Source organism: Polaromonas sp. P1_G2 (assembly GCF_056405515.1).
Window position 1 is genome coordinate 1 of record NZ_JBFUBY010000028.1, and the last position, 22,529, is coordinate 22,529.

24 protein-coding genes are annotated in these 22,529 nt (G+C 66.5%); 19 read left to right on the top strand and 5 right to left on the bottom strand.

Going from position 1 to position 22,529, the window contains the following annotated elements; translation table 11 throughout:
• From AC1D0P_RS04945 to AC1D0P_RS04980, 8 genes are all read left to right on the top strand, one after another.
• Window positions 1-1,038: ABC transporter substrate-binding protein (locus tag AC1D0P_RS04945; protein ID WP_477675674.1), on the top strand; the 1,038-nt coding region annotated here is incomplete at its 5' end.
• 186 nt (window positions 1,039-1,224) lie between these two features.
• Entirely contained in the window at window positions 1,225-2,166 is a 942-nt protein-coding gene (locus AC1D0P_RS04950; protein ID WP_477655293.1) for an ABC transporter permease, read from the top strand.
• Window position 2,167: 1 nt separating this feature from the next.
• On the top strand, window positions 2,168-3,007 hold the full coding sequence (locus AC1D0P_RS04955; protein WP_477675675.1) for an ABC transporter permease: 840 nt from the start codon (window positions 2,168-2,170) through the stop codon (window positions 3,005-3,007).
• Window positions 3,008-3,032: 25 nt separating this feature from the next.
• A complete protein-coding gene (locus AC1D0P_RS04960) occupies window positions 3,033-4,097 on the top strand; it encodes an ABC transporter ATP-binding protein (protein WP_477675676.1) in 1,065 nt (354 codons plus the stop codon).
• Window positions 4,094-5,086, top strand: coding sequence for an ABC transporter ATP-binding protein (locus AC1D0P_RS04965; protein ID WP_477675677.1), 993 nt, complete (start codon window positions 4,094-4,096; stop codon window positions 5,084-5,086). The genes AC1D0P_RS04960 and AC1D0P_RS04965 overlap by 4 nt, the downstream gene beginning before the upstream one ends.
• 16 nt (window positions 5,087-5,102) lie before the next feature.
• Window positions 5,103-6,404, top strand: a complete 1,302-nt coding sequence (locus AC1D0P_RS04970; RefSeq protein WP_477675678.1) for an alanine racemase — start codon at window positions 5,103-5,105, stop codon at window positions 6,402-6,404.
• A gap of 63 nt (window positions 6,405-6,467) precedes the next feature.
• Window positions 6,468-7,379: a MurR/RpiR family transcriptional regulator gene (locus AC1D0P_RS04975; protein ID WP_477675679.1), complete on the top strand. Its 912-nt coding sequence runs from the start codon at window positions 6,468-6,470 to the stop codon at window positions 7,377-7,379.
• Window positions 7,376-8,848: an N-acyl-D-amino-acid deacylase family protein gene (locus AC1D0P_RS04980; RefSeq protein ID WP_477675680.1), complete on the top strand. Its 1,473-nt coding sequence runs from the start codon at window positions 7,376-7,378 to the stop codon at window positions 8,846-8,848. Before AC1D0P_RS04975 ends, AC1D0P_RS04980 begins: the two co-directional genes overlap by 4 nt.
• Before the next feature lie 46 nt (window positions 8,849-8,894).
• Here the strand turns inward: AC1D0P_RS04980 and AC1D0P_RS04985 are convergent, their stop codons facing one another.
• On the bottom strand, window positions 8,895-9,878 hold the full coding sequence (locus AC1D0P_RS04985) for a LysR substrate-binding domain-containing protein (RefSeq protein WP_477675681.1): 984 nt from the start codon (window positions 9,876-9,878) through the stop codon (window positions 8,895-8,897).
• Between the two features lie 150 nt (window positions 9,879-10,028).
• On the opposite strand from AC1D0P_RS04985, the gene AC1D0P_RS04990 reads away from it, so the two are divergent.
• Window positions 10,029-10,664, top strand: a complete 636-nt coding sequence (locus AC1D0P_RS04990; RefSeq protein WP_477675682.1) for a DUF2917 domain-containing protein — start codon at window positions 10,029-10,031, stop codon at window positions 10,662-10,664.
• Window positions 10,665-10,743: 79 nt separating this feature from the next.
• Here the strand turns inward: AC1D0P_RS04990 and AC1D0P_RS04995 are convergent, their stop codons facing one another.
• Window positions 10,744-11,256: a TfoX/Sxy family protein gene (locus AC1D0P_RS04995; protein ID WP_477675683.1), complete on the bottom strand. Its 513-nt coding sequence runs from the start codon at window positions 11,254-11,256 to the stop codon at window positions 10,744-10,746.
• A 102-nt stretch (window positions 11,257-11,358) separates the two neighbouring features.
• Between AC1D0P_RS04995 and AC1D0P_RS05000 the strand changes: the two genes are divergently transcribed.
• A complete protein-coding gene (locus tag AC1D0P_RS05000) occupies window positions 11,359-11,922 on the top strand; it encodes a gluconokinase (protein WP_477675684.1) in 564 nt (187 codons plus the stop codon).
• Window positions 11,923-11,943: 21 nt separating this feature from the next.
• Here AC1D0P_RS05000 and AC1D0P_RS05005 read toward each other — a convergent pair whose 3' ends face one another.
• Window positions 11,944-12,846 carry a LysR family transcriptional regulator gene (locus tag AC1D0P_RS05005; RefSeq protein WP_477675685.1) on the bottom strand — a complete coding sequence of 301 codons (903 nt, stop codon included), beginning with the start codon at window positions 12,844-12,846 and terminating at the stop codon, window positions 11,944-11,946.
• A gap of 89 nt (window positions 12,847-12,935) precedes the next feature.
• Between AC1D0P_RS05005 and AC1D0P_RS05010 the strand changes: the two genes are divergently transcribed.
• From AC1D0P_RS05010 to AC1D0P_RS05025, 4 genes are all read left to right on the top strand, one after another.
• Window positions 12,936-14,309: an acyclic terpene utilization AtuA family protein gene (locus tag AC1D0P_RS05010; RefSeq protein WP_477675686.1), complete on the top strand. Its 1,374-nt coding sequence runs from the start codon at window positions 12,936-12,938 to the stop codon at window positions 14,307-14,309.
• Window positions 14,306-14,695, top strand: a complete 390-nt coding sequence (locus tag AC1D0P_RS05015; protein WP_477675687.1) for an AtuA-related protein — start codon at window positions 14,306-14,308, stop codon at window positions 14,693-14,695. The genes AC1D0P_RS05010 and AC1D0P_RS05015 overlap by 4 nt, the downstream gene beginning before the upstream one ends.
• Window positions 14,696-14,708: 13 nt before the next feature.
• On the top strand, window positions 14,709-15,707 hold the full coding sequence (locus AC1D0P_RS05020) for a Bug family tripartite tricarboxylate transporter substrate binding protein (RefSeq protein WP_477675688.1): 999 nt from the start codon (window positions 14,709-14,711) through the stop codon (window positions 15,705-15,707).
• A gap of 122 nt (window positions 15,708-15,829) precedes the next feature.
• Window positions 15,830-16,819, top strand: a complete 990-nt coding sequence (locus AC1D0P_RS05025; RefSeq protein WP_477675689.1) for an MBL fold metallo-hydrolase — start codon at window positions 15,830-15,832, stop codon at window positions 16,817-16,819.
• A gap of 12 nt (window positions 16,820-16,831) precedes the next feature.
• Here the strand turns inward: AC1D0P_RS05025 and AC1D0P_RS05030 are convergent, their stop codons facing one another.
• Window positions 16,832-17,239, bottom strand: a complete 408-nt coding sequence (locus AC1D0P_RS05030) for a BLUF domain-containing protein (protein ID WP_477675690.1) — start codon at window positions 17,237-17,239, stop codon at window positions 16,832-16,834.
• Window positions 17,240-17,317: 78 nt separating this feature from the next.
• Between AC1D0P_RS05030 and AC1D0P_RS05035 the strand changes: the two genes are divergently transcribed.
• A complete protein-coding gene (locus AC1D0P_RS05035; RefSeq protein WP_477675691.1) occupies window positions 17,318-18,076 on the top strand; it encodes a Crp/Fnr family transcriptional regulator in 759 nt (252 codons plus the stop codon).
• Between the two features lie 127 nt (window positions 18,077-18,203).
• Window positions 18,204-18,521 (top strand): hypothetical protein, encoded by a 318-nt coding sequence (locus AC1D0P_RS05040; protein WP_477675692.1) that lies wholly within the window; start codon window positions 18,204-18,206, stop codon window positions 18,519-18,521.
• Between the two features lie 18 nt (window positions 18,522-18,539).
• Here AC1D0P_RS05040 and AC1D0P_RS05045 read toward each other — a convergent pair whose 3' ends face one another.
• Entirely contained in the window at window positions 18,540-19,472 is a 933-nt protein-coding gene (locus AC1D0P_RS05045) for a DUF6279 family lipoprotein (RefSeq protein ID WP_477675693.1), read from the bottom strand.
• Between AC1D0P_RS05045 and glmU the strand changes: the two genes are divergently transcribed.
• From glmU to AC1D0P_RS05060, 3 genes are all read left to right on the top strand, one after another.
• On the top strand, window positions 19,471-20,904 hold the full coding sequence (gene glmU / locus AC1D0P_RS05050; RefSeq protein WP_477675694.1) for a bifunctional UDP-N-acetylglucosamine diphosphorylase/glucosamine-1-phosphate N-acetyltransferase GlmU: 1,434 nt from the start codon (window positions 19,471-19,473) through the stop codon (window positions 20,902-20,904). The two genes, AC1D0P_RS05045 and glmU, sit on opposite strands and share 2 nt — an antisense overlap.
• A gap of 115 nt (window positions 20,905-21,019) precedes the next feature.
• On the top strand, window positions 21,020-21,598 hold the full coding sequence (locus AC1D0P_RS05055) for a hypothetical protein (protein WP_477675695.1): 579 nt from the start codon (window positions 21,020-21,022) through the stop codon (window positions 21,596-21,598).
• 15 nt (window positions 21,599-21,613) lie between these two features.
• Entirely contained in the window at window positions 21,614-22,207 is a 594-nt protein-coding gene (locus AC1D0P_RS05060) for a hypothetical protein (RefSeq protein WP_477675696.1), read from the top strand.
• Window positions 22,208-22,529: the final 322 nt, after the last annotated feature.

Sequence of the window (22,529 nt, forward strand, 5' to 3'; positions counted from 1 at the left end):
ATCATGGCCAAGGAATCGCTGGCCCAGCCGCTGCGCGAGTACGTGGGCACCGGGCCCTACAAGTTCAAGGAGCGCAAGCCCGACCAGTACGTGCTGCTCACCCGTTTTGACGGCTACGCTGCGCGCAAGGAAGCCGCCAGCGGCTACGGCGGCAAGCGGGTGGCCTCAGTGGAAGAGCTGCGCTTCGTGCCGGTGCCCAACGCCAACACGCGGGTGGAAGGCGCGCTGGCCGGCCAGTTTCACTACGCCGACCTGCTGCCGATCGAAGCCCTGCCGCGGCTGGAAAAAGCCGGCGGCAAGGTGGTGCCCATCATGACGCCGTCTTTCGGCTTTCCCTACCTGGTGTTCAACACCAAGGAAGGCTCGCTGGCGCACCAGCAGGTGCGCAAGGCGGTGCAGACCGCGCTCGGCGAAGGCGAGATGCTGGCGGCGGGTTTTGGCGACACGCGCTTTTTCATCGCCGAGGGCAACCACTTCCCCAAGGGCACGCCTTTCTATTCGACCGCCGGCACCGCCGCTTACAACGAGCGCGATGCGAAGAAGGCCAAGAGCCAGGCTGAACAGGCCGGTTACAAGGGCGAGCCGGTGCGCATCCTGACCAGCCGCCAATACGACTTTCACTACAACATGGCGCTCATCATGGCCGAGCAGCTCAAGCGTGCCGGCTTCAAGGCGGAGCTGAACGTGGTGGAATGGGCGACGCTGCTGCAGCGCCGCGCCGACCCCAAGCTGTGGGACATCTACATCACCCATTCCGGCCTGTTCCCCGAGCCCATGCTTTCGCCGCCGCAGCTGGGCGATGGTGCGCCGGGCTGGTGGAGTTCGCCGGCCAAGCTGGAGGCGCTGACCGCGCTGAACCAGGAACCCAACCCGGCCAAGCGCGGTGCGCTGTGGGGCAAGGTACAGCAAGTGGTTTACGACGAAGTGCCCTACATCCAGGTCGGAAAATTTGCCAGCCTGTCGGCGCGCGCACCGGCGCTGCAGGGCTATACGCCTTATACGTATCCGTTCTTCTGGAACACCAGCCTAAAGAGTTGAGCCCCCGCGCTCCCCCACTGCGAGCCTGCGGCGCGCTGCCCCTTTCCTCACGTATGGGGCCGCCCGCCTGCGGCCTGGCAAAGCCGGTTCCACGGCTTGACTGATTTGGTTCGCTTCGATTTTTGGCCGGGTGTAGCGGTTTCGAATGGATAAAGAGATTTCACCCTTTATGGATAGAGCAAAGTCATGACACGGTATCTATTGTCCCGGCTGGGCGGCATGCTGGTGGTCATGGCCATCGTGGCGGTGCTGGTGTTCATCCTCACGCGCGCCGCCCCGGGCGACCCGATCGCGGTGCTGCTGGGGGACCAGGCCACGGCCGAGGACATCGCCCGGGTGCAGAAGGTTTACGGGCTGGACAAGCCGCTGCCGGTGCAGTTCGCGCTGTGGATCCGCGAACTGGCGCACGGCAACCTGGGCGAATCGATCTTTTTGCAGCGACCCGTGACCCAGGCGCTCTGGGAGCGGGCCGAGCCCACCGCCTTGCTTTCGCTGATGGCGATCGCGATCGCGGCGCTGATCGGCGTGCCCTGCGGCATCGTCTCGGCGGTATTTCGCGGCAAGGCCATCGACCAGGCCTTTACCGGCTTCGCGATGCTGGGCGCCAGCATACCCAGCTTCTGGTTCGGCCTGGTGCTGATGCAGATCTTCGCGGTCTCGCTGGGCTGGTTCCCGGTTTCGGGCTATGGCGAACCGGGCGCCTCGCTGGCCGCCCGCATCCATTGTCTGGTGCTGCCTGCCGCGGTGCTGGGCGTGCTGAACTCCGCGCTCATCATCCGTTTCACGCGCGCCTCCATGCTGGACGTGCTCGGCGAGGACTACGTGCGCACCGCGCGGGCCAAGGGCTTGTCTGAGAACGTGGTGGTGCTCAAGCATGCGCTGCGCAACGCGCTGGTGCCCATCGTCACCGTCCTCGGCCTGACGGTGGCGCTGATGATAGGCGGCGCGGTGGTGACGGAGACCGTGTTCGGCTTGCCGGGCGTGGGCAACCTGGTGGTGAGCGCGGTGATACGGCGCGACTACCCGGTGATCCAGGGGGCGCTGCTGGTGGTGGCCGCGATCTATGTCGTCATCAACTTCGCCATTGACCTGCTCTACACCGTGGTCGACCCACGGGTGAAATACTGACATGCAGATGCCGCTGATTCTCCGCAAGCTGTTCCGCCGCCGCATCGTGCTGGCCGCGGCCGTCATTCTGGCGCTGGTCGTCCTGGTGTCGCTCTTCGCCGGCCCCTTGAGCGGCCTGGACCCGAACGAAACCGCCGTGAGCCAGCGGCTGTCCCAGCCGTCGCCCTCCCATTTGTTCGGCACCGACGAGCTGGGGCGCGACCTCTTTGCCCGTATCGCCTTCGGCGGCCGCTACTCGCTGACCATCGCCTTGCTGACCGCGCTGGGCTCGGTCGTGACCGGCACGCTGTTCGGCCTGGTCGCGGGCTTCTTTCGCAGGCTCGACGCGCCGGTGATGCGCGTGGTGGACGCCATGATGTCCTTTCCCGACATCCTGCTGGCGATCGCGCTGGTCGGCATCCTTGGGCCCTCGATGCTGAATGTGGTGCTGGCCCTGGTGCTGGTCTACACGCCGCGCGTGGCCCGCGTGGTGCGCGCCTCCACCCTGGTGGTGCGCGAGCTGCTGTTCGTGGAGGCCGCGCGCGCCGTCGGTGTCTCCACCGTGCGCATCCTGCTGCGCCACATCCTGCCCAACCTGATGTCGCCCATCCTGGTGCAGGCCTCCTTCATCTTTGCCTACGCCATCCTGGCCGAGGCCGCGTTGTCCTTCCTGGGCGTGGGCGTTCCGCCCGAAATTCCGACCTGGGGCACCATGGTGGCCGGCAGCCAGCAGTACGCCCACCAGGCGCTGTGGATCGTGCTGTTCCCCGGCTTGGCCATCATCCTCACCGCGCTTTCGCTGCAGCTGCTGGGCGACGGCATTCGCGACCTGCTGGATCCGCGCCTGAGGAAATCGATGTGAACCCGTCGATCAAAAAAACCACCCCATGAATTCCCCCACCCATCTTCCAACCGGCACGCGCCTTGATGTGCGCCACCTGAGCACCTTCTTCGACACCGATGAAGGCCTGATCCGCTCGGTCGCCGACGTGAGCTTCAGCATACGCCCCGGCAAGACCACCGCGCTGGTCGGCGAGTCCGGCTCCGGCAAGTCGGTGACCAGCCTCACGCTGATGCGCCTGCTGTCGCGCACGGCCTCCACGCAGGTCAGCGGCGAAGCGATATTCACCAACCGCGCCGGCCAGGCGCTGGACCTGCTGTCCTTGCCCGAAGCCGACATGCGGCGCATACGCGGCAATGAGATCGCGATGATCTTCCAGGAGCCCATGACCAGCCTGAACCCGGTCTTCACCGTGGGTGAGCAGATTGCCGAATCGGTGCGCCTGCACATGGGCCTGGACGGCAAGGCCGCACTGGCCCATGCGCTGCGCATGCTGGAGCTGGTCGAGATCCCGGCCGCCGCCCAGCGCCTGCATGAATACCCGCACCAGCTTTCGGGCGGCATGCGCCAGCGCGTGATGATCGCATTGGCCATGGCCTGCAACCCGACGCTGCTGATCGCCGACGAGCCCACCACCGCGCTCGATGTGACGATCCAGGCGCAAATCCTGGAACTCATGCGCCGGCTGCAGGCCGAGACCGGCATGAGCATTTTGTTCATCACCCACAACCTCGGCGTGGTGGCGCACCATGCCGACGACGTGGCGGTCATGTACGCCGGCCGCATTGTGGAAGCCGCACCGGTGCGTGAACTGTTTGCCCAGCCGCGCCATCCGTATACGCAAGGCCTGCTGGCCTGCCTGCCGGCGCAGCAGCGCAAGCGCGAAATCGCCACTGGCCAGAGCGGCGCCAAACGCCGGCTCTACGCGATTCGCGGCCAGGTTTCCAGCCCGCTGGCACCGCCGCCGGGATGTGCCTTCGAGCCGCGCTGCGACCTGGCGATCCCGCCTTGCCGCGACGCCATGCCCGCGCTGCTGGCCGCAGGCCCTACCCGCAGCGCGCGTTGCATACGCGTGGAAGAAACCGCCACAGCCACGGTGGAGGCCGCATGAGCGCCCCTTTGATTGAAGTCAAGAACCTGCAGCGTTATTTCGGCGCATCAACGAAACCGGTGCGTGCCGTTGACGACGTGTCCTTCAGCATCCAGCCCGGCGAAACGCTGGGCCTGGTCGGCGAGTCCGGCTCGGGCAAAAGCACGATTGGCCGCACCCTGCTGCGCCTGATCGAAGCCACCTCGGGCCAGGTGCTGTACCGCGGCGAAGACCTGGGCACAGCATCAGGAAGCCGCATGCGCGCATTGCGCAGCAAGCTGCAGATGATTTTCCAGGACCCATACGCCAGCCTGAACCCCAAGATGCGCGTCAAAGACATCCTGGGCGAGGCTTTGCAGGTGCACGGGCTGGCCAAGGGTAAGGAAGCACAGGCCAAACGCATCGCGGAACTGCTCGAACTGGTCGGCTTGCGCGCAGAACATGCCAGCCGCTACCCGCATGAGTTCTCCGGCGGCCAGCGCCAGCGCATAGGCGTGGCGCGGGCCCTGGCGGTCGAGCCCGAGTTCATCGTGGCCGACGAGCCGCTGTCGGCGCTCGACGTGTCCATCCAGGCGCAGGTGGTCAACCTGCTGTGCGACCTGCGCGACCGGTTGTCGCTGACCATGCTGTTCATCTCGCACGACCTCGACGTGGTCGAGTATTTGTGCGACCGCGTGGTCGTCCTCTACCTGGGCCGCGTGATGGAAGTCGCGCCCACGGCCCAACTGTTCGAACGCCCGCTGCATCCCTATACTCAGGCCCTGCTGGCCGCTTCGCCCAAGCCCGACCCCGAGCACAAAAGCGAACGCATCGCGCTCAAAGGCGACATCCCCAGCCCGGTCAACCCGCCTTCGGGCTGCGTGTTCCGCACGCGTTGCCCGCATGCGATAGCCGCCTGTTCGGTGGAGCGCCCCGAGCTGCGCGACATGGGCGACGGCCGCTTCARGGCCTGCATACGCGACGACCTGGCAAACTCCGTGGCCGAGGCGCCCGCGATGGCCGCCGCCTGACCTTCAAGAAAAATCCATGAGCGCATTGCAAGACCTCCTCGACCCGCAACTCGACCGTTCCTTCAAGGGCTTCCCCCACAACAGCGGGCCGGTGCGCCGCTCCGACATGGGCAAGCAGGGCTGGAACGTGCTCAAGGGCGACCTGCCGCTGCCGCTGGCCGTCGTCAAGCAGTCGGCCATGAAACACAACCTGGGCTGGATGCAGCGCTTTGCCAAAGGCCAGGGCGTGGACATGGCGCCGCACGGCAAGACCACGATGTCGCCGCAACTGCTCAAGCGCCAGCTCGATGAAGGCGCCTGGGGCCTGACCTTCGCCACCGTCGCGCAGATGCGCGCCGGCATCACAGCGGGCGCCACGCGCCTCATCATCGCCAACCAGGTCGTGAACGCCATCGACCTGGCCGGCATCCAGGGCATGCTGCGCGAGTACCCCGGCCTGCGCATCGTCTTCCTGGTGGATTCAATCGCGCAGCTGGCGCTGATCGAAGCCTGGGCGCGCGCCAACGATGCCGCCATGGCCGCGCCCTTCGAGGTTCTGCTGGAAGTCGGCGTCATGGGCGCGCGCACCGGCGTGCGCAACGAGGCCGATGCCATGGCCCTGGCCGCCGCCATCCGCACCAGCCTGGCCTGCCGCCTGGTGGGCATCGAAACCTATGAAGGGCAGGGCGCCACCGGCGATTCGGCGGCGGACAAGGCCTATGCCGATGCGCTGATGCGGCGCACCTGCGACATCGCTCTGGCCTGCGACCAGCAAGGCCTGTTCGACAGCGACGAAATCCTGATGACGGCCGGCGGCTCGGCCATCTTCGACCTGGTCAGCGGCTGGCTCACGCCCAAGCTCTCGCGCCCGGTGCGCGGCCTGCTGCGTTCGGGCTGCTACATCACGCACGACCACGGTAACTACAAGCGCCTGGTCGGTTCTGTCAACGCCCGCCTGCACGACAGCGCCGGCAAAGATGGCCTCAGGCCGGCGATTGAAGTCTGGGCCACGGTGCAGTCCTGCCCCGAGCCGGGGCTGGCCATCCTGGCCGTGGGCCGGCGCGACCTGTCCTACGACCTGGAGATGCCGATACCGCTGTCCTCGGTCGGCGCGCCCGGCGCCGCGCCCGTGCCCGCGCCCGCGGACTGGAAGGTCACGGCCCTCAACGACCAGCACGCCTACCTGCGCGGCAGCGGCCCCGAACTGGCCGCGCTCAAGGTCGGTGACCTGGTGGCGCTGGGCATCTCCCATCCCTGCACGACTTTCGACAAATGGCGCTGGATGCCGGTTGTCGATGAGAATTACACGGTGTGCGATGCACTCGTCACCTGTTTCTAATCTGTTAGACCTCCTTGTTGTAATGGGCCGCGCAGCTTTGCGCGCGCCGCAACCAAAGTCCTCATGACCTCACAAGTTCTTGCCAAAATCGCCGACAACATCGCCAGCGCCCCCACGTCCAGGCGCAGCGTGCTGGAGTTGATCCTGCAGGACCCCCAGCGCGTGCTGGATGAAAGTTTTGAGCGGCTCGCGCAGCGCGCGGGCAGCTCGGTGCCCACCATCATGCGCACCTGCCGCGACCTGGGCTACCCGGGCCTGCGCGAGTTCAAGCTCGCGCTGGCGCAGGAAATGGCCGTGGGAGGCTCGCCGCTGAACCGGCGCGTGCGCATCGACGACGACACCCGCCAGATAATCACGAAGGTCACCCGCGGCGCCGCCATCGTGATCAACAGCGTGCAAGCCCAGCTCAGCGTGGAAGCCACACAGGCGGCGGCCGACGCCATCGTTGGCGGCAGCCGGGTGGACTGCTACGGCGTTGGCGTTACCTCCAACTTCATGGCCTCGGACTTGCAGGCGCGCTTGTTCCGCATGGGCCTGTCCGCCAGCAGCTACCTGGACCCGCACCTGCAACTGATCTCAGCCGCCACCATAGGCCCGCGCGGCGTGGTGATCGCCGTCACCCACGTCGGCGGCATGCCCTCCTTGCTGGAGGCGGTGGACGTGGCGCGCTCGCAGGGCGCCACCATCATCGCGCTGACGCAGCCCGGCTCCCAGCTGGCGGCGCTGGCCGACATCGTGCTGGGTGTGGAGGTTGCGCCCGACCCGGTGATGCCGGTGGGCCCGGAAGCCTACCTGGCGCACCTGACGGTGATTGAAATCCTCACCGTGCTCGTGGCGCAGCGGCTGGGCGACAAGGCGGTGGACCGGCTGGCGAACATCCAGCGCACGCTGGAGACGCGTGGTGTGGACATGCACCACCATCCCCGGCTGGACTGGGACGAAAGCGCCAAGCCCGCGATCGGAAAAACGCGATGACCCGCGCCACCCTTCTGGAAAACGGCCTGCTGGTGAACGGCACCGGCGCGCCCGCCCAAACCGGCGACCTGCTGCTGGTGGACGACCGCATTGCGGCCATCGGCCCGGGCCTTCGCCACCGCCTGCCGGACGGCCTGGCCATCGCCGAAGTCCAGGTGCACGACTGCACCGGCCTGGCCATCACGCCCGGCTTCATCGACGTGCACACGCACGATGACGCCATCGTGCTGAATGCGCCCGGGATGTTCCCCAAGCTGTCGCAGGGGATCACTACGGTGGTGACCGGCAACTGTGGCCTGTCGGTCGCGCCCTTCGTCGTCGACCAGCCCCAGGGCGCCCTGACCCTGCTGGGCAATTCGTTCAAGTACCCGTCGGTGGATGCGTATGCGCAGGCGGTCGCCGAGGCGCAGCCGGCCGTCAATGTGGCGCCACTGATCGGCCATACCACGCTGCGTTATGCCTGCGTCGGTGATCTCAGCCGGCCGGCCAGCGCTGATGAAGTCGCCGCCATGTGCGGCATGCTCGAGGCGTGCATGGCCCAGGGCGCGATCGGCCTGTCCTCGGGCTTGTTCTATGCCGAAGCCATGCCGGCGCCGGCGGCCGAGGTGACCGCGCTGGCGCGGGTGGTGGCTCGCTACGGCGGCATCTATGCCACCCACATGCGCTCGGAGATGGCCGACATCCTGGAGGCCATGCACGAGGCCGGCGATTGCGCCTTCGAGGCCGGCGTGCCGCTGGTGATCTCGCACCACAAATGCGCCGGCCCGGCCAATTGGGGCCGCACGCGCGAGACGCTGCCGCTGATCGACACCCTGGCGCAGCGCCAGGACATCGCGATGGACGTCTATCCCTATGTGGCCGGCTCGACCGTGCTGCGGGAAGACCTGGTGGACGGCGTGATCGATGTCCTCTTGAGCTGGTCCACGCCCCACCCCGAAATGATGGGCCGTACGCTGGCCTCGATTGCCGAGGAGTGGGGCGTTGACCAGAAGGCCGCCTGCCGCCGCCTGCAGCCCGGCGGCGCCTGTTATTTCCAGATGCACGAGGACGACGTCAAGCGCGTCATCGCGCATCCCCGGACCATGATCGGCTCCGACGGCTTGCCGCACGACCGGCATCCGCACCCGCGCCTCTGGGGTGCTTTTCCGCGCGTGCTGGCGCGCTACTGGCGCGAGCAAAACCTCTTTTCACTCGAAACCGCGATCCATAAGATGACCGGCCTGTCGGCGCGCAACTTCCGCCTGCACCAGCGCGGCCAGCTGCAGCCCGGCTGGCACGCCGACGTCGTGGTGCTGGACCCGGCCCGCGTGCGCGACGTGGCGACCTACCAGGAGCCGATCGCGGTGTCGGAAGGCATCGAGAAAGTGTTTGTGAACGGCGAGCTGGCCTATGTGGCCGGTGATGCCGACGCGGCGAACGCCAAGGTGCAGGCGAGGGCAGGGCGGCTGCTGAAACGCGGCGCGGCCTGATACCCGCTTCCATTCCCTCTCCTCTGGGAGAGGGAGTTAGGACAGGCTAGTCCAGGGAATCTACTGTGTCCGGATCAGGTACATCCCCAATCGCCTCGCGCGTCAGCGCGGCCTGGCTTTTGAGCCAGTCGCAAAAGGCCACCACCTCGGGCCTGGCCACGTTGCGCGGCCCGACGATCAGCCAGTAGCTCATGGGCGACTCCATGCGCGTCTGCGGCAGGGGCTCGACCAGGTCGCCCGAGGCCAGGCTCTCGGCGATCAGTGGCAGCCGCGCCAGCACCACGCCCTGGCCCGTCAGCGTCGCCTGCACCATCTGGTAGGCGTAATTGAAGTACAGCCAGCGCTTGGCCTCGAGCTTGGGGCTGGCGTGCTCGTCCAGCCAGCGCCGCCAGGTCAGCCATTCGAGGTGGGTCTGGTGGGCGTCGCCGGCCTCGATCAAGGTGAACTGCGCCAGGTCGTCGGGTTTTTTCAGGCGTGGCCCGCTTTTGAGCAGCCAGGGGCTGATGACGGGCGTGATCTGCTCGCCGAAAAGCCGTATCGCGTTAGGTGGCATGTGGCTGGCCGGGGCGTAGCGCAGGGCCAGGTCCAGGTCCGAAATGTCCAGGTCCACCGCGACGTCCGACGCATCAATCCGGATGTCGATGTCGGGGTTGTCGCGCTGGAATCCCTCGAGCCGCGGAATCAGCCACATCGACGCGAACGAGGCGAAGGTGGTCAGCGACACGCTCTTGCGCCCTGCTGTCTGGCGTATCTGCCGCACCGCGTTGTCGATGCGCTCCAGCGAGGGCGTGACGGCCCGCAGCAGGATGCCGCCGGCGGTGGTCAGCTCCACGGCCCGGGTGTGGCGGTGGAAGAGGCTCACGCCCACGTCCTCCTCCAGGCCCTGGATCTGCCGGCTCACGGCCGACTGGGTGAGGGCCAGTTCTTCCGATGCGGCACGGAAGTTGAGGTGGCGGGCCACCGCCTCGAAGGCCCGCAGCTGACCGGCGGAAATCGGCCGGGAACGCAGGTGTGTTTGTGAATGCAGCATGACAGTTCCAGGTAATCAGGGCAATTTGAGCCTGATTGATTGATGCGATTATGGAATGAATAGCTTACCGCGATTTCATTGGACCGCGCAAGTCCGCCGCGAGATGATTCAACCCTCATCACTCACTTTGTGCCTTTTTTGGAGAACACCATGGAACACTCAGCTTCTCACGCAGGCGACCGCTTTTTGCAACAGGCTACCGATGCCACCACCGGCCAGGTTGACGGGTTGGCGGGCTTCTGGAAGCTGGGTGCGGGACGGGCCCTGACCTTGCACGCCGCCCAGGCCGGTGTGTTGCGAATTGCGCATGGCCGGGTCTGGGCCACCTTCGATTCCGCCAGCCAGGACGCCCAGGTGCGCGCCGGCGACCATTTCCTGAGCCGGGGCGAGAGCCTGACGCTCAAGGCCGGTGAGTCGCTGGTGATGGAGTCCTTCAGTTCGGGCCACGGCGCATCGGCCTATTTCAGCTGGGAGGCCAGCGCTGCGTGCGCCGCCGTCAGGCAACCGGCTGCCGAGCCGGCCGGCTGGCGCGTTGGTGTGCTGCAGCCGCTGAGCGACCTGCGCGCCGCCTTCGGCCTGGCCACCGGTGCCCTGGGGCGCCTGGCCCGCGGCCTGGTGCTGGGTGCGGCAGCGGCGGTCGAAGCCCTGCTGACCCCTTTGGCCATGGTTTTTCTCACCGCCCGCGCCCGCCCCATGGCGGCCGGCCACGACTTTGATGCCTACAAGGACGACCAGCGCCGGCACCCGCACAACTACAACGTGCTGGCGATGTCCAACCTCGTCTAGTTCCGATTGATACCGTTCTAGTCAGTGGCTCCTTCCGCAAGGGAGCTTTGAACCCGCGGCCGCAAGGCTGCGGGTTTTTTTATGCGCGGCTTTTTTTGGCTGGCGCCGCCTTGGGTTTCGTTTTCGTTTTTGGTTTCGCTGCCGGTTTCGTTGTCGTTGTGGTTTTTGCTTTTGTTTTTGCCTTTGCCTTGGCGGGGGCTTTTGTGTTCGGTTTGGGTTTTTTGGCCGGTTTGGCCGCGCGCGCCCTGAGCGCGCATTCCAGCGCCAGCCGTGCCCAGGGCCGCATCAAGGCTTCCGACTCCATGGCCTCTTCGGGCGCGCTGTAGTAGCCGAGGCTGTGCGCGGAGCGCACGCCATTGCGGGTCATGTCGTAAGTGAAACGTCCGCAGCCTTCGGCCTCGAACAGGCCGCGCGTGCTGTCATCGGCTTTAAGCCACAGGATCTCGCCGCCGCCCAGATCGGCCACCAGCGCGAAGGTCAAGCCGCCGGTGCTGATGCCGAAGCCGCCGAACATGCGTTTGGCGGTGCAGGGGCCCACGCCCGACAAAAGCTCGCAGCAGTAGTTTGCAAAATCATTTTTGAGTGTGGCCATGCCGCGACGATAACAAAGCGCGGGCGGTCCTATCAAGCGCACTTTTGCGTCCGCTGTCACGCATGGGCGCGCCAAGCAGCCGTGCGCCGCGATAATTTGCGCATGACCGCTGCATCCCAGACCCGCTCGCTTCCCGCCTCCGCCACGCTTCCCGGTGCGCCGCCCGTGCGCGTGGTGGTGATGGGGGTGGCCGGTTGCGGCAAGTCGGCGGTCGGGCGCCTGGTGGCCGCGCAGCTGGGCTTGCCGCTGGTCGAGGGCGACGACTTCCATCCGCCCGGCAACATCCGCAAGATGCAGCAGGGCATCGCCCTTGCCGATGAAGACCGCGAAGGCTGGCTGCGGCAGCTGGGCGCCGAACTGGCGCGCCATCCCGAAGGTGTGGTGCTGACCTGTTCAGCCCTCAAGGCCGGCTACCGGGACATCCTGCGCGGCGCCGCTACCGGCCTGCGTTTTGTGCACCTGGCCATCAGCCCGGCCGAGTCGCTGCGCCGTGTGGGCCAGCGGGCCGACCATTTCTACCCACCCAGCCTGGTGGCCAGCCAGTTCGAGGCCTTGCAAGACCCCTCGGCCGAGCCTGGCGTGCTGACCCTGGCCGGCGATGCGCCGCTGGAATCACTGGCGCAAAGCGCGGTGGACTGGCTGGCCGGCGCGCGCCGCTCGGGCTGAGCCGCCGGCCCGCCCCTGGGGTCAGGGCGTGCGCGCCTTCATGGTGTCCATCACCAGGTCGTGCAGGGCCTGCGCGGCCGCCGACAGGCTGCCCTCCTGCCGGCGCACCAGGTAAATCTTGCGTGTGAGGCCGCTTGCGGCCAGCGGCCGGGTCACCAGGGCCTTGCGCTCAAAGTGGAACAGCGTCAGCGCGGGCACCACGCTGATGCCCAGCCCCGCCTCGACCATGCCCGCGGCGGTGGCCAGCTGGTCGACTTCGAGCACGGTATTGGCCTGCTGCGGATGCAGCGCCGCCTCCAGCGCCTGCCGCACGCTGCTGTTGCGCGACATGTGGATAAAAGGGTAGGGGGCCAGCTTCTTGAGCGTGGGTGAGGCCTCGGCCGCCAGCGGGTGGTCCTTGCGGCACACCAGGTAAAAGCGGTCGGTGCAGACCAGCCGCGTGCTCAGGCCCGCGTGGCTCACGCCGGTGGAGGCCAGCGCGAAGTCGGCCCTGCCGCTGCGCACCAGATCCACGCAGGCGTCCGACAGCAGGTCGCTGAGGTTGAGCTCTATGCCCGGCCAGGCCTTCCTGAATTCGGCGAACACCGCGGGCAGCCAGCCGGCCGCCAGCGAAGGCAGGGCGGCGATGTGCACGCGGCCCTTGCGGCGCTCGACATGGTCGCTCAGGTCGCTGAGGGCCGCGCCGAAATCGCCGACCAGCCGGCGCGCCGAGTCCGCGAAGAGCCGGCCCTCGGCCGTCAACTCCACGCTGCGCGTGTCGCGGTCGAACAGGCGGGTGTTGAGTTCGCTTTCCAGTGTGCGGATCAGCGCGCTGAAGGCCGGCTGCGACAGGTGGCAGGTGGCCGCGGCCTGCGTGAAACTGCGCTGCTCGGCCAGGGCCAGGAAGGCGCGCAACTGCCGCAGGGAAAGGTTGGGTTGGGCCATTTATTTGACATCCAGATCAATGGATAAGAAGTTTCGATTTTACAAATAAATGCCCAGGGCCTAAATTCAAGGCTCCCCACCGCCCGTCCATGACCTCATCCTCCCCCGCTCCTCTTTTGATCGGCTGCGCCGCCGGTTTTTCCGGCGACCGCGTGGACGCCGCCGGGCCGGTGGTCGACACGCTGGTCGCGCGCGGCGGGCCGGCTTTCCTGATTTTTGAAACCCTGGCCGAACGCACGCTGGCGCTGGCGCAATTGCGGCGCCGGGCCGACCCGGATGCCGGCTTCGAGCCGCTGCTGGACGACATGCTGCGGCCGGTGCTGGCGCGCTGCCTGGCGCACAACATCCGCATCGTGAGCAACTTCGGCGCCGCCAACCCGCTGGCGGCAGCGCGCCACATCCAGGCCATGGCCGCCGGCATGGGCCTGCCCGCGCCGCGCATCGCCGTGGTGGCGGGAGACGACCTCTCGGGTGCACAGCACGAGCCGCTACTGCGCGCCGAACTGGGCGGTGCGATGGACGGCATCCGCAAAGTGAGCGCCAACGCCTATATAGGCGCCGAAGCCATCGCCGCCGCACTAGACGCCGGCGCGCAGATCGTGGTGGCCGGGCGCGTGGCCGATCCCTCGTTGACGGTGGGGCCCGCCATGTCGCATTTTGGCTGGCGCGCCGACGACTGGGACCGGCTGGCGCGCGCGACCATGGCGGGCCACCTGCTGGAGTGCGGCGCCCAGGTCTGCGGCGGCTATTTCGCCGACCCGGGCTACAAGGACGTGCCGGACCTCCACGCCGTGGGCTACCCCATCGCCGAAATCGACAGCGAGGGCCACTGCGTCATCGGCAAGGCGGCGGGCACGGGCGGCGTGGTCAGCCTGGCCGGCGTCAAGGAGCAACTGCTGTATGAGGTCCACGACCCCGCCGCCTACCTGACACCCGACGTGGTGGCCRACATCAGCGCCGCGCAAGTCAGCCTCATCGGGCCCGACCGTGTGGCCCTCTCTGGCGTGCGCGGCCATGCGCGGCCGGCCAGCCTCAAGGTCAATGTCTGCCACGAAGGCGGCTGGCTGGCCGAAGGTGAAATCTCTTACGCCGGCCCCCGCGCCGAGGCGCGCGCCCGCCTGGCCGCCGAGGTGCTGCGCCGGCGCCTGCCGGACCTGGCGCTGCGTGTGGACCTGATAGGCGCGCTCAGTGTGATGGGCGACGACGCGGGCCATTTGCTGGCGGAGTCTCCCGCAGGCGATGCGCGCGACGTGCGCCTGCGTGTCGCCGCCACCCACGCCGACCGCGCGCAGGCAGAGCGCCTGCCGCGCGAAGTCACGGCGCTGTATTGCTGCGGCCCGGCCGGCGGCGGCGGTGTGCGAACCTCGCTGACACCGCGGCTCAACACCTTGTCCTGCCTGGTGCCGCGCGACGCCGTGCCGCTGCGTTTCGACATGCTGGACGCCCAGCAGGAGTCCGCATGAACGAAGCCCGCATCACGGTGCCGTTGTACCGCGCCGCCCATGGCCGCACCGGCGACAAAGGCAACCGCTCCAACATCAGCGTGATCGCGTGGCATGCTGATCTTTACCCCGTGCTGCTGGCACAAGTCACCGAGGCCGTGGTGGCGCAGCGCTTTGCCCATCGCCGGCCGACGAGCGTGCAGCGCTTCGAACTGCCGGGGCTGGCTGCGCTGAATTTTGTGCTCGACGAGGTCCTCGACGGCGGCGTCAACGATGCGCTGAACCTCGACACCCACGGCAAGGCCCTGTCCTTCTGGCTGCTGGACTTGCCGATAGAGATTCCCGCCGGCCTGGCGCCCCTGCTTGCGGGCCCGGCCCTGACGCATACCGACTGGTTTTTCAATTAAAAAAGGAGACAACATGACCCCCTCAACCCCAAACCCGAACTTCACAAGCCGCATACGCCCGCTGATGCTCGCCGCCGCCGCGTTCTGCGCGCTGGCGCCCGGGCTGTCGCAGGCCCAGGGCTTTCCCGACAAGCCCATCACCTTTATCGTGCCCTTTGCCGCCGGCAGCGCCACCGACCAGCTGGCGCGCGCCCTGGGCCAGGCCGTGACCAACGACAGCAAGGCCAGCGTGCTGGTCGACAACCGGCCCGGCGCCAACAGTTTTATCGGGGCCCAGGCGGCGGCGAAAGCCAAGCCCGACGGCTATACCGTCTTCATCACCACCAACACCACGCAATCGGCCAACGAGCACCTGTTCAAGAAGCTGCCCTATGACCCGGTCAAGGACTTCGCGCCGCTCACCGCCCTGGGGCGCGGCGGCCAGATCATGGTCGTCAACCCGGCCTTGCCGGTGAACAGCGTCGCCGATTTCATCAAGCTGGCCAAATCCAAACCAGGCAAGCTGTCCTTCGGCAGCGGCAGTTCCTCCAGCCGCGTCGCGGGCGAGCAGTTCAAGCAGATGACGGGCACCTACATCCTGAACATCCCCTACAAGAGCAACCCGCCGGCCGTGACCGACCTGCTGGGCGGCCAGATCGACATGATGATCACCGACATGGCCACCGGCCTGCCGCAGGTCAAGGCCGGCAAGCTCAAGGCGCTGGGCGTGTCCACGCGGCAGCGCTCGCCGCTGGCGCCGGATGTGCCCACCATCGCCGAAGCCGGCGTGAAGGGTTATGAGATGACCTACTGGTTTGCCGCCTACGCGCCGGCCGGCACACCCGCCGATGTGGTGGCAAAGCTCGCCGACATGCTCGCGCGCGCCGCGCGCAGCGCCTCGGCCGCGCCCTTCTACCAGTCCAGCGGCATCGAGATCTTCACCAGCAGCCCCGAAGAGCTGCGCAAGTTCCAGGCGGACGAGACCCTCAAATGGGGAAAAATCATCAAGGCGGCGGGCATAGAACCCGAGTAAACGCCACGGGGGAACTGGGGCTTGGGATTCAACTATTCGTAACGCATTACGTTTAAGTAAAATTCCCGGCAGAAGCGGCGGCCCCTGTTCCGCCCTCCGCCGCGCCCCCACCAGGAAACCCCATGTCCAAAGCCTTCGCTTCCCAGTCCGACCTGACCGACAAGACCATCACCTTCGAGCAGCTCAGCGCGCACTGCTGGGCCTACACCGCCGAGGGCGACCCGAATTCCGGCGTCATCATCGGCGACAAGTTCATCATGGTGAGCGACGCAACGGCCACGCCGGCGATGGCGCAGGACCTGATTGCGCGCATACGCAGCGTCAGCGACAAGCCCATCAAGTACGTGCTGCTCACGCACTACCACGCGGTGCGCGTGCTGGGCGCCAGCGCCTACGCAGCCGAGGGCGCGACCGAGATCATCGCCAGCCGGGGCACTTACGAACTCATCGTCGAGCGCGGCGCGCAGGACATGCAAAGCGAGATGGAGCGCTTCCCGCGGCTGTTCCGCAACGCCGAAAGCGTGCCCGGCCTGACCTGGCCAACACTGGTGATCGACGGCGGCAACCCCGTCAAGGGCGAGGTGCCCGGCAAGCTGGTGCTGGACCTGGGCGGCGTGAAGGTGCAGGTCTGGCATCCCGGCCCTGGCCATACGCGCGGCGACACGATTGCCTGGATTGAGGAAGAAAAAGTGCTGTTCTCCGGCGACCTGGTCGAATACGAGGCGGGTGTCTACACCGGCGACGCCCAGCTCGAGGAATGGCCCGCCACACTCGAAGCCCTGCGCGCGCTCAAGGCCGAGGCCATCGTGCCGGGCCGCGGCGAGGCCATGAAGGGCGCGGCCAATGTCAACAAGGCGCTGGATTACACCAAACGTTGGGTTGAAACCCTGTACAAAGCCGGCAAGGAAGCCGCCGCCGCCGGCATGGACCTCAAGGCCGCCATGGACCACACGCGCAAAAGCATGGACCCGGTTTTCGGCCATGTCTTCATCTATGAGCACTGCCTGCCGTTTGACGTGAGCCGCGCGTTTGACGAAGCCAGCGGCATCAAAAACCCGCGCATCTGGACCGCCGAGCGGGACCAGGAAATGTGGAAAGCGTTGCAGGGCTGAAGCCCGGCGCGTTCAGGAATCCAGGTCCAGGCTGGACAGCAGCCCGACAAAAACATCGAGCGCGGCCTGGCCGTCCAGTTGCTCCATACGTTCCAGCACATCCTCATCCTCGACCAGGCAGTAACCCAGGCTGAAGCGCCGGAACCGGCGGGCGGCCAGTTCGCCGTGGTGCACGACCTGCATATTGATATGGCGGCTGTCCTGGCGTATGCGCTCCAGCAGCGCCAGCACCTGCTTTTGCCCGCCTTCAAACTGCTGGCAAAAGCGCATGCCGTCAAAAATCAGCAGCCCCGTGATGTCGCGCTCCGCATTGGCCCGGCGGGCCTTGGCGGCGATGTCTGCGACGACGCTCAGCGGCGCTTCGGGGGCCAGGGTGCTGACGTAAAGGATTTCATACAGAGTGGTGCTTGTTTTTGTCATTGCGGCCCAATGTAGCGGCCCACACGTAGGCGCACAATGTCAAAAGACACAGGTAAATGCGCCTAAGATTATTCTTTTATGAATATCCCCACGCCAACTTCAGCGATCTGCCCGCCGGGCTGCAATGCCTGTGGTTTGCGTGAGACCCGGGCTTTTATGCCCGTCAATGCCGAAGAACTGAAGTTCCTCGAAGCCTTCCGCACCGGCACCGCGATGGTGAAGGCCGGCGCCACCATACTTCCCGAGCAGCAACCCAACGGCAAACTCTTCACGCTCTACTCGGGCTGGGCCTTTCGTTACAAGACCTTGAGCGACGGCCGCCGGCAAATCCTCAACTTTTTGCTGCCGGGCGACTTCATCGGCCTGCAGCAGAAATTCGCCGACGGCGCCATGCACGGCATCGAGGCCGTGACCGATGCCAGCCTCTGCGTGTTCCCGCGTGAGGGCCTGTGGGAGCTGTTCCGCAATTTCCCCAACCTGGGCTATGACATCACCTGGTTGGCGGCGCGAGAAGAGGGCATGGTGGACGACCACCTGCTCACGGCCGGGCGGCGCAATGCCACCGAACGCGTGGCCATGCTGCTGATGCATTTGTTCCGCCGGCTGGAGCGCGTGGGCATGGCCGCCGGCGGCATGATCGAATTTCCGATCAATCAGCAGCACATCGCCGACGCGCTGGGGCTGTCGCTGGTGCACACCAACAAGACCTTGAGGCGCCTGCGCCAGCTGGGCCTGCACGAGATCCTCGACGGCAAGTTGCGCCTGCTCAACACCCGGGCGCTGGAGCGCATCGCCGACTATTACGACACGCCCCCTCCGCAAGTCCCCTTGCTCTGATTTTGCCCTGTAGGCGGGCACCGACAGCAAGCCTCTTTGGTGGATGACACGCGCCCCCCGTTCCCGGTTCTAACGTAGCTCTCTTGCCCGTGATGTGGCGAGACCAGACACCACCCAGGAGACGCTCATGGACCACGCACAAGCCCCCGGCGCACGGCTGCAGCAGCAACCGCCCCGCTTCTCGAACCGGCAGCAGCAGCAAAGCAGCGGCTCGCGCGAGTTCCAGCCGCGCCAGTCGAAGCCCGGCGACGGCCCGTCCGGCCAGATGGGCGAGGGCAGCTATGAAGGCACGCGCAAATACCAGGAAAAAATCAAGTCCTACCTCAAGGATGCCGACGTCAAGTCCGACGCCGAGGCCGCCAGGCCCGAGTCGCCGCAGCAGGCGGAGGAGTTGAAAAAGGCCGAGGAGGAAGGGCGTTCGCATTCGAAAGCGCCCGGAAAGTAACGTCGCTCACTCTCTTGTTCAGGATGTCTGCGCATTCAGCGTCCGGAAGTCCTGTTCATAACGATGCAGGGTCTCCACCGCCTTGTGGCGCTGCGCCGGCGTCGTGCTGTTGTGCAGTTCCGCCAGCGTGGCGCAGGCGTCCTGCGTCAGCTTCTCCATATAGTCGCGGTAAGCCGCGTCGGGTGAGGTGAGCGTGCGCTCAAACAGCCCGCGCATCGCGGCCTGGGTTTTCTCGGGTGTGCCCTGGCCTGCCACCAGCGGGCGCAGCGTGTGCAGGGCGTCCTGCTGGCGCCGGATTTTTTCCGCGTAGCTGCGCGGCGCGTCGAAGTGCGAGCTGTCGATGCGCCGCTCAATCACCGCCAGCTGCTTTTTTTCCAGCCGGCCGTAGAGCATTTCAGCGCGCTTGACCGCCTCCTTGTAGCGCTTGTCGCGCTGGGCCTTGGGCGAAGCCTCCAGGAAATCCTCGCGGTACTCGTCATTGCCTTTGGCGAAGCGGCGTTCCAGGGTTTTGAGCTGGCCGGCCTGCAGCGAGCCGACAAGGGTCGCCATGGGCGGCTCCGCCTGCCGCGACAGCGCCACGAGTTTGCCGCGCACGTCGGTGTAGATCGCGCAGGCCGCCGCGGCGTCCATGTCCGAAGGCATTTGATGCTGCAGCTTTTGCAGCGCCTCGATGTAGCCGGGCAGCTGCGTCTGGCGGTGCCAGGCCTGCAGTTTGTCGAGGTCGGCCTTGACCTGCAGGCTTTGCGCATCGGTGAAGTCGAAGTGGCGGTCCAGCTGCCAGTAGGCCAGTTCGGGCGCCTGGTTGTAAGCGAGTTTCATGAGGCTGCAGCTTTGCAGCAGCCCGGCCAGCAGCAGGACGGCCAGCCCGCCGATAATCCGTGTGCAGCGTCCCGTGCCCGCCCCGGCGGCCCGGGAACGCGTCATCACCCCAAGATCCAGAGGAAATTTCATGGCAACCCCAATCGATGTCGTCATCATGGCCGCGGGCAAAGGCACGCGGATGAAAAGCAGTTTGCCTAAAGTGTTACACCGATTGGGCGGGAAAGCTTTGCTGGCGCATGTCATCGAATGCGCCGCCTCGGTGTCGGCGCGCCAGGCAGTGATCATTACCGGCCATGGCGCGGCGGAAGTCGAGGCCGCCTGCACCCGATTTACCGAGGCCGCGGGCGCCGCGGCTGCCCCGGTGGCATTGCGCTTCGCGCGCCAGGAGCCGCAGCTGGGCACCGGCCATGCGGTGCAGCAGGCGCTGCCCCTGCTGRCCGACGACGGCGTCACGCTGGTGCTCTCGGGCGACGTGCCGCTGACCCAGGCCGCCACTTTGCAGGCACTGATCGACCAGTGCGACGGCCAGCGCCTGGCGCTGCTCACGCTCAGCATGGCCGACCCCACGGGCTACGGCCGCATCGTGCGTGCCGGCACTGAAGCGTCATCGCAGGTCAGGGCCATCGTCGAGCACAAGGACGCCAGCGCCGCCCAGCGCGAGATCCGCGAAATCTACAGCGGCATCATGGCCGTGCCCACGCGCCTCCTGCGCGCCTGGCTGGCCCGGCTCGATAACAAGAACGCCCAGGGCGAGTACTACCTGACCGACATCGTGAAGTTCGCCGTGGCCGACGGCGTGGCCGTGGTGGCCCACCAGATCACCGACGCCGCCCAGGTGGCCGGCGTCAACAGCCCGGTGCAGCTGGCTGAGCTCGAGCGCGTCCACCAGGGCCGGCTGGCCGTCGCACTGATGGAGCAGGGCGTGCGCCTGGCCGACCCGGCGCGCCTCGACGTGCGTGGCACGCTGGTCTGCGGCCAGGACGTCGAGATCGACGTGAACTGCGTCTTTGAAGGCGCGGTCACCCTGGGCGAGGGCGTGCGCATAGGCGCCAACTGCGTGATCGCCAACTGCAGCATCGCCGCCGGCGCCGTCATCCACCCCTTCACCCATATCGACGGCGAAAAACTCGGCGTGAAAGTGGGCGAGGGCGCGCTGATCGGCCCCTTCGCGCGCCTGCGCCCCGGCGCGCAGCTGGGCGCCGAGGTGCACATCGGCAATTTTGTCGAGGTCAAGAATTCCACCCTCGCCAAAGGCGCCAAGGCCAACCACCTGGCCTACCTAGGCGACGCCACCGTGGGCGAGCGCGTCAACTACGGCGCCGGCAGCATCACCGCCAATTACGACGGCGCCAACAAGCACCGCACGGTGATCGAGGCCGACGTGCACATCGGCAGCAACTGTGTGCTGGTTGCGCCCGTCACCATAGGCGCGGGCGGCACGGTGGGCGGCGGCTCCACCATCACCAAAAGCACCCCGCCCGAGGCGCTCAGCGTGGCACGCGGCAAGCAGGTCAGCTTGCCGAACTGGAAACGCCCGGCCAAGGCGCCGCGCTCCTCCTGAATGCTCCTCCGGGTATTCCCGGGGTGGCCGGAATGATGGTTACATGACGTAACATTGGGTCGCTGCACCCGCAATGGGTGCCGCTCATTCCAACTAATTACAAAGAGGGGTTCCCATGTTTCAACAGTTCAGGCGTATTGCCCTGTTCACGGGTATTGCCRTGTCCGCGTTTCTGGTCGGCTGCGCCGGCCCTGCGCCCAACTACCCGCCGTCCATCGACAACGTCGAAACGCTCAAGAAGATCCAGGGTGCGCCCGCCGTGAAGACGGGCACCATCGCCGTGACGGCAGGCATGCCGGGTGCCGCCTCGATGTCCCTGCGCGCCAACACCATGACCTCGCCCGTCGGCAAGAACTACGGCGACTACATCGCCGCGGCGCTGCGCCAGGAACTGGAACTGGCCAAGCTCTACAACCCGCAGTCGGGCGTTGAAATCAGCGGCACCCTGCTCAAGAACAATATTGACGCGGGCGGCATCAGCACCAACGCCGGGCAGATCGAGGCGCGTTTTGTGGTGACCGCCAACGGCCAGGTGCGCTTTGACAAAGTCAAGCGCACAGAGCGCAAATGGGACAGCTCTTTCGCCGGCGCCGTGGCCATCCCGCTGGCGGCCAACAACTATCCGCTGATGGTGCAGTCGCTGATCGCCGCTTTGGTGACCGATCCCGATTTTGTCAAAGCCATTCGCAACTAAGCCGGGATGACCACCATGAACCGATTTGTCGGCTATGTTTTCTCGGCGCTGGCCTGCCTTGTATTGTTTGGCTGCGCGCACCCCATCACCATGAACCCCGACCTCGCGGCCGTCACCGTGCCCGCCGGCGCCAAGCCCATCGCCAAAAAGGTGGGCTACCACATCCCCGACGCCCTGCGCTCGGTGGAAGTGACCACGCCCGGCGGCGGCGGCGACAAGGTGCGCTACTTTCCCTACCGCGACATCGAGCCCGGCTTCTACAAGGCGCTGTCCGAGTCGTTCAGCAGCGTGACCAAGGTGCAGAACCCCAAAGACTTCGCAGCCCTGCAGGCCGGCGGTGTCTCCCTGCTGATCACGCCGGAAGTCACCACCAACTCGTCCTCCGACGGCGCCTTCACCTGGCCGCCCACGCAGTTCAGCGTCAAGCTGGTCTGCACCATCGTCGATGCCGCCGGCCAGCCGGTCGAGACGATACGGGTCAGTGGCGAAGGCGGCGCGACCTTCTCGGAGTTCAAGAGCAACTTCTCGCTGGCGGCAGTGCGGGCTTCGAATGACGCGCTGGCCAAGCTCGTCAAGGCGTTGGTGGCGTCGCCGGCCCTGCGTAAGTAATCGGTTCTTGCTCCGGCGGCGGGCCCTTTGCTTGGGCCTGCTGGCCGGGGGTAGCCCGGCGGCTACTCACTTTTCTTTTGCTTCGCCAAAAGAAAAGTAAGCAAAAGAAAAGGCGACCCTGGTTGCTGCGTCCCTKCGCTTCGCTACGGGCAACCTGCGGTGCTCGGTCCAGGCGGGGTCTCGCTAAACTCGCCTTCGGCTCARACAACGCGATCCCTGATCCGYCTGRACCTCCGCTCCTCGGCGCATCCACAAGGGGTGGGGAAGGAATACCAAATCCAAATACTGAAAACCACAAGGACTCGCCTTGGCGAGTCCTTGT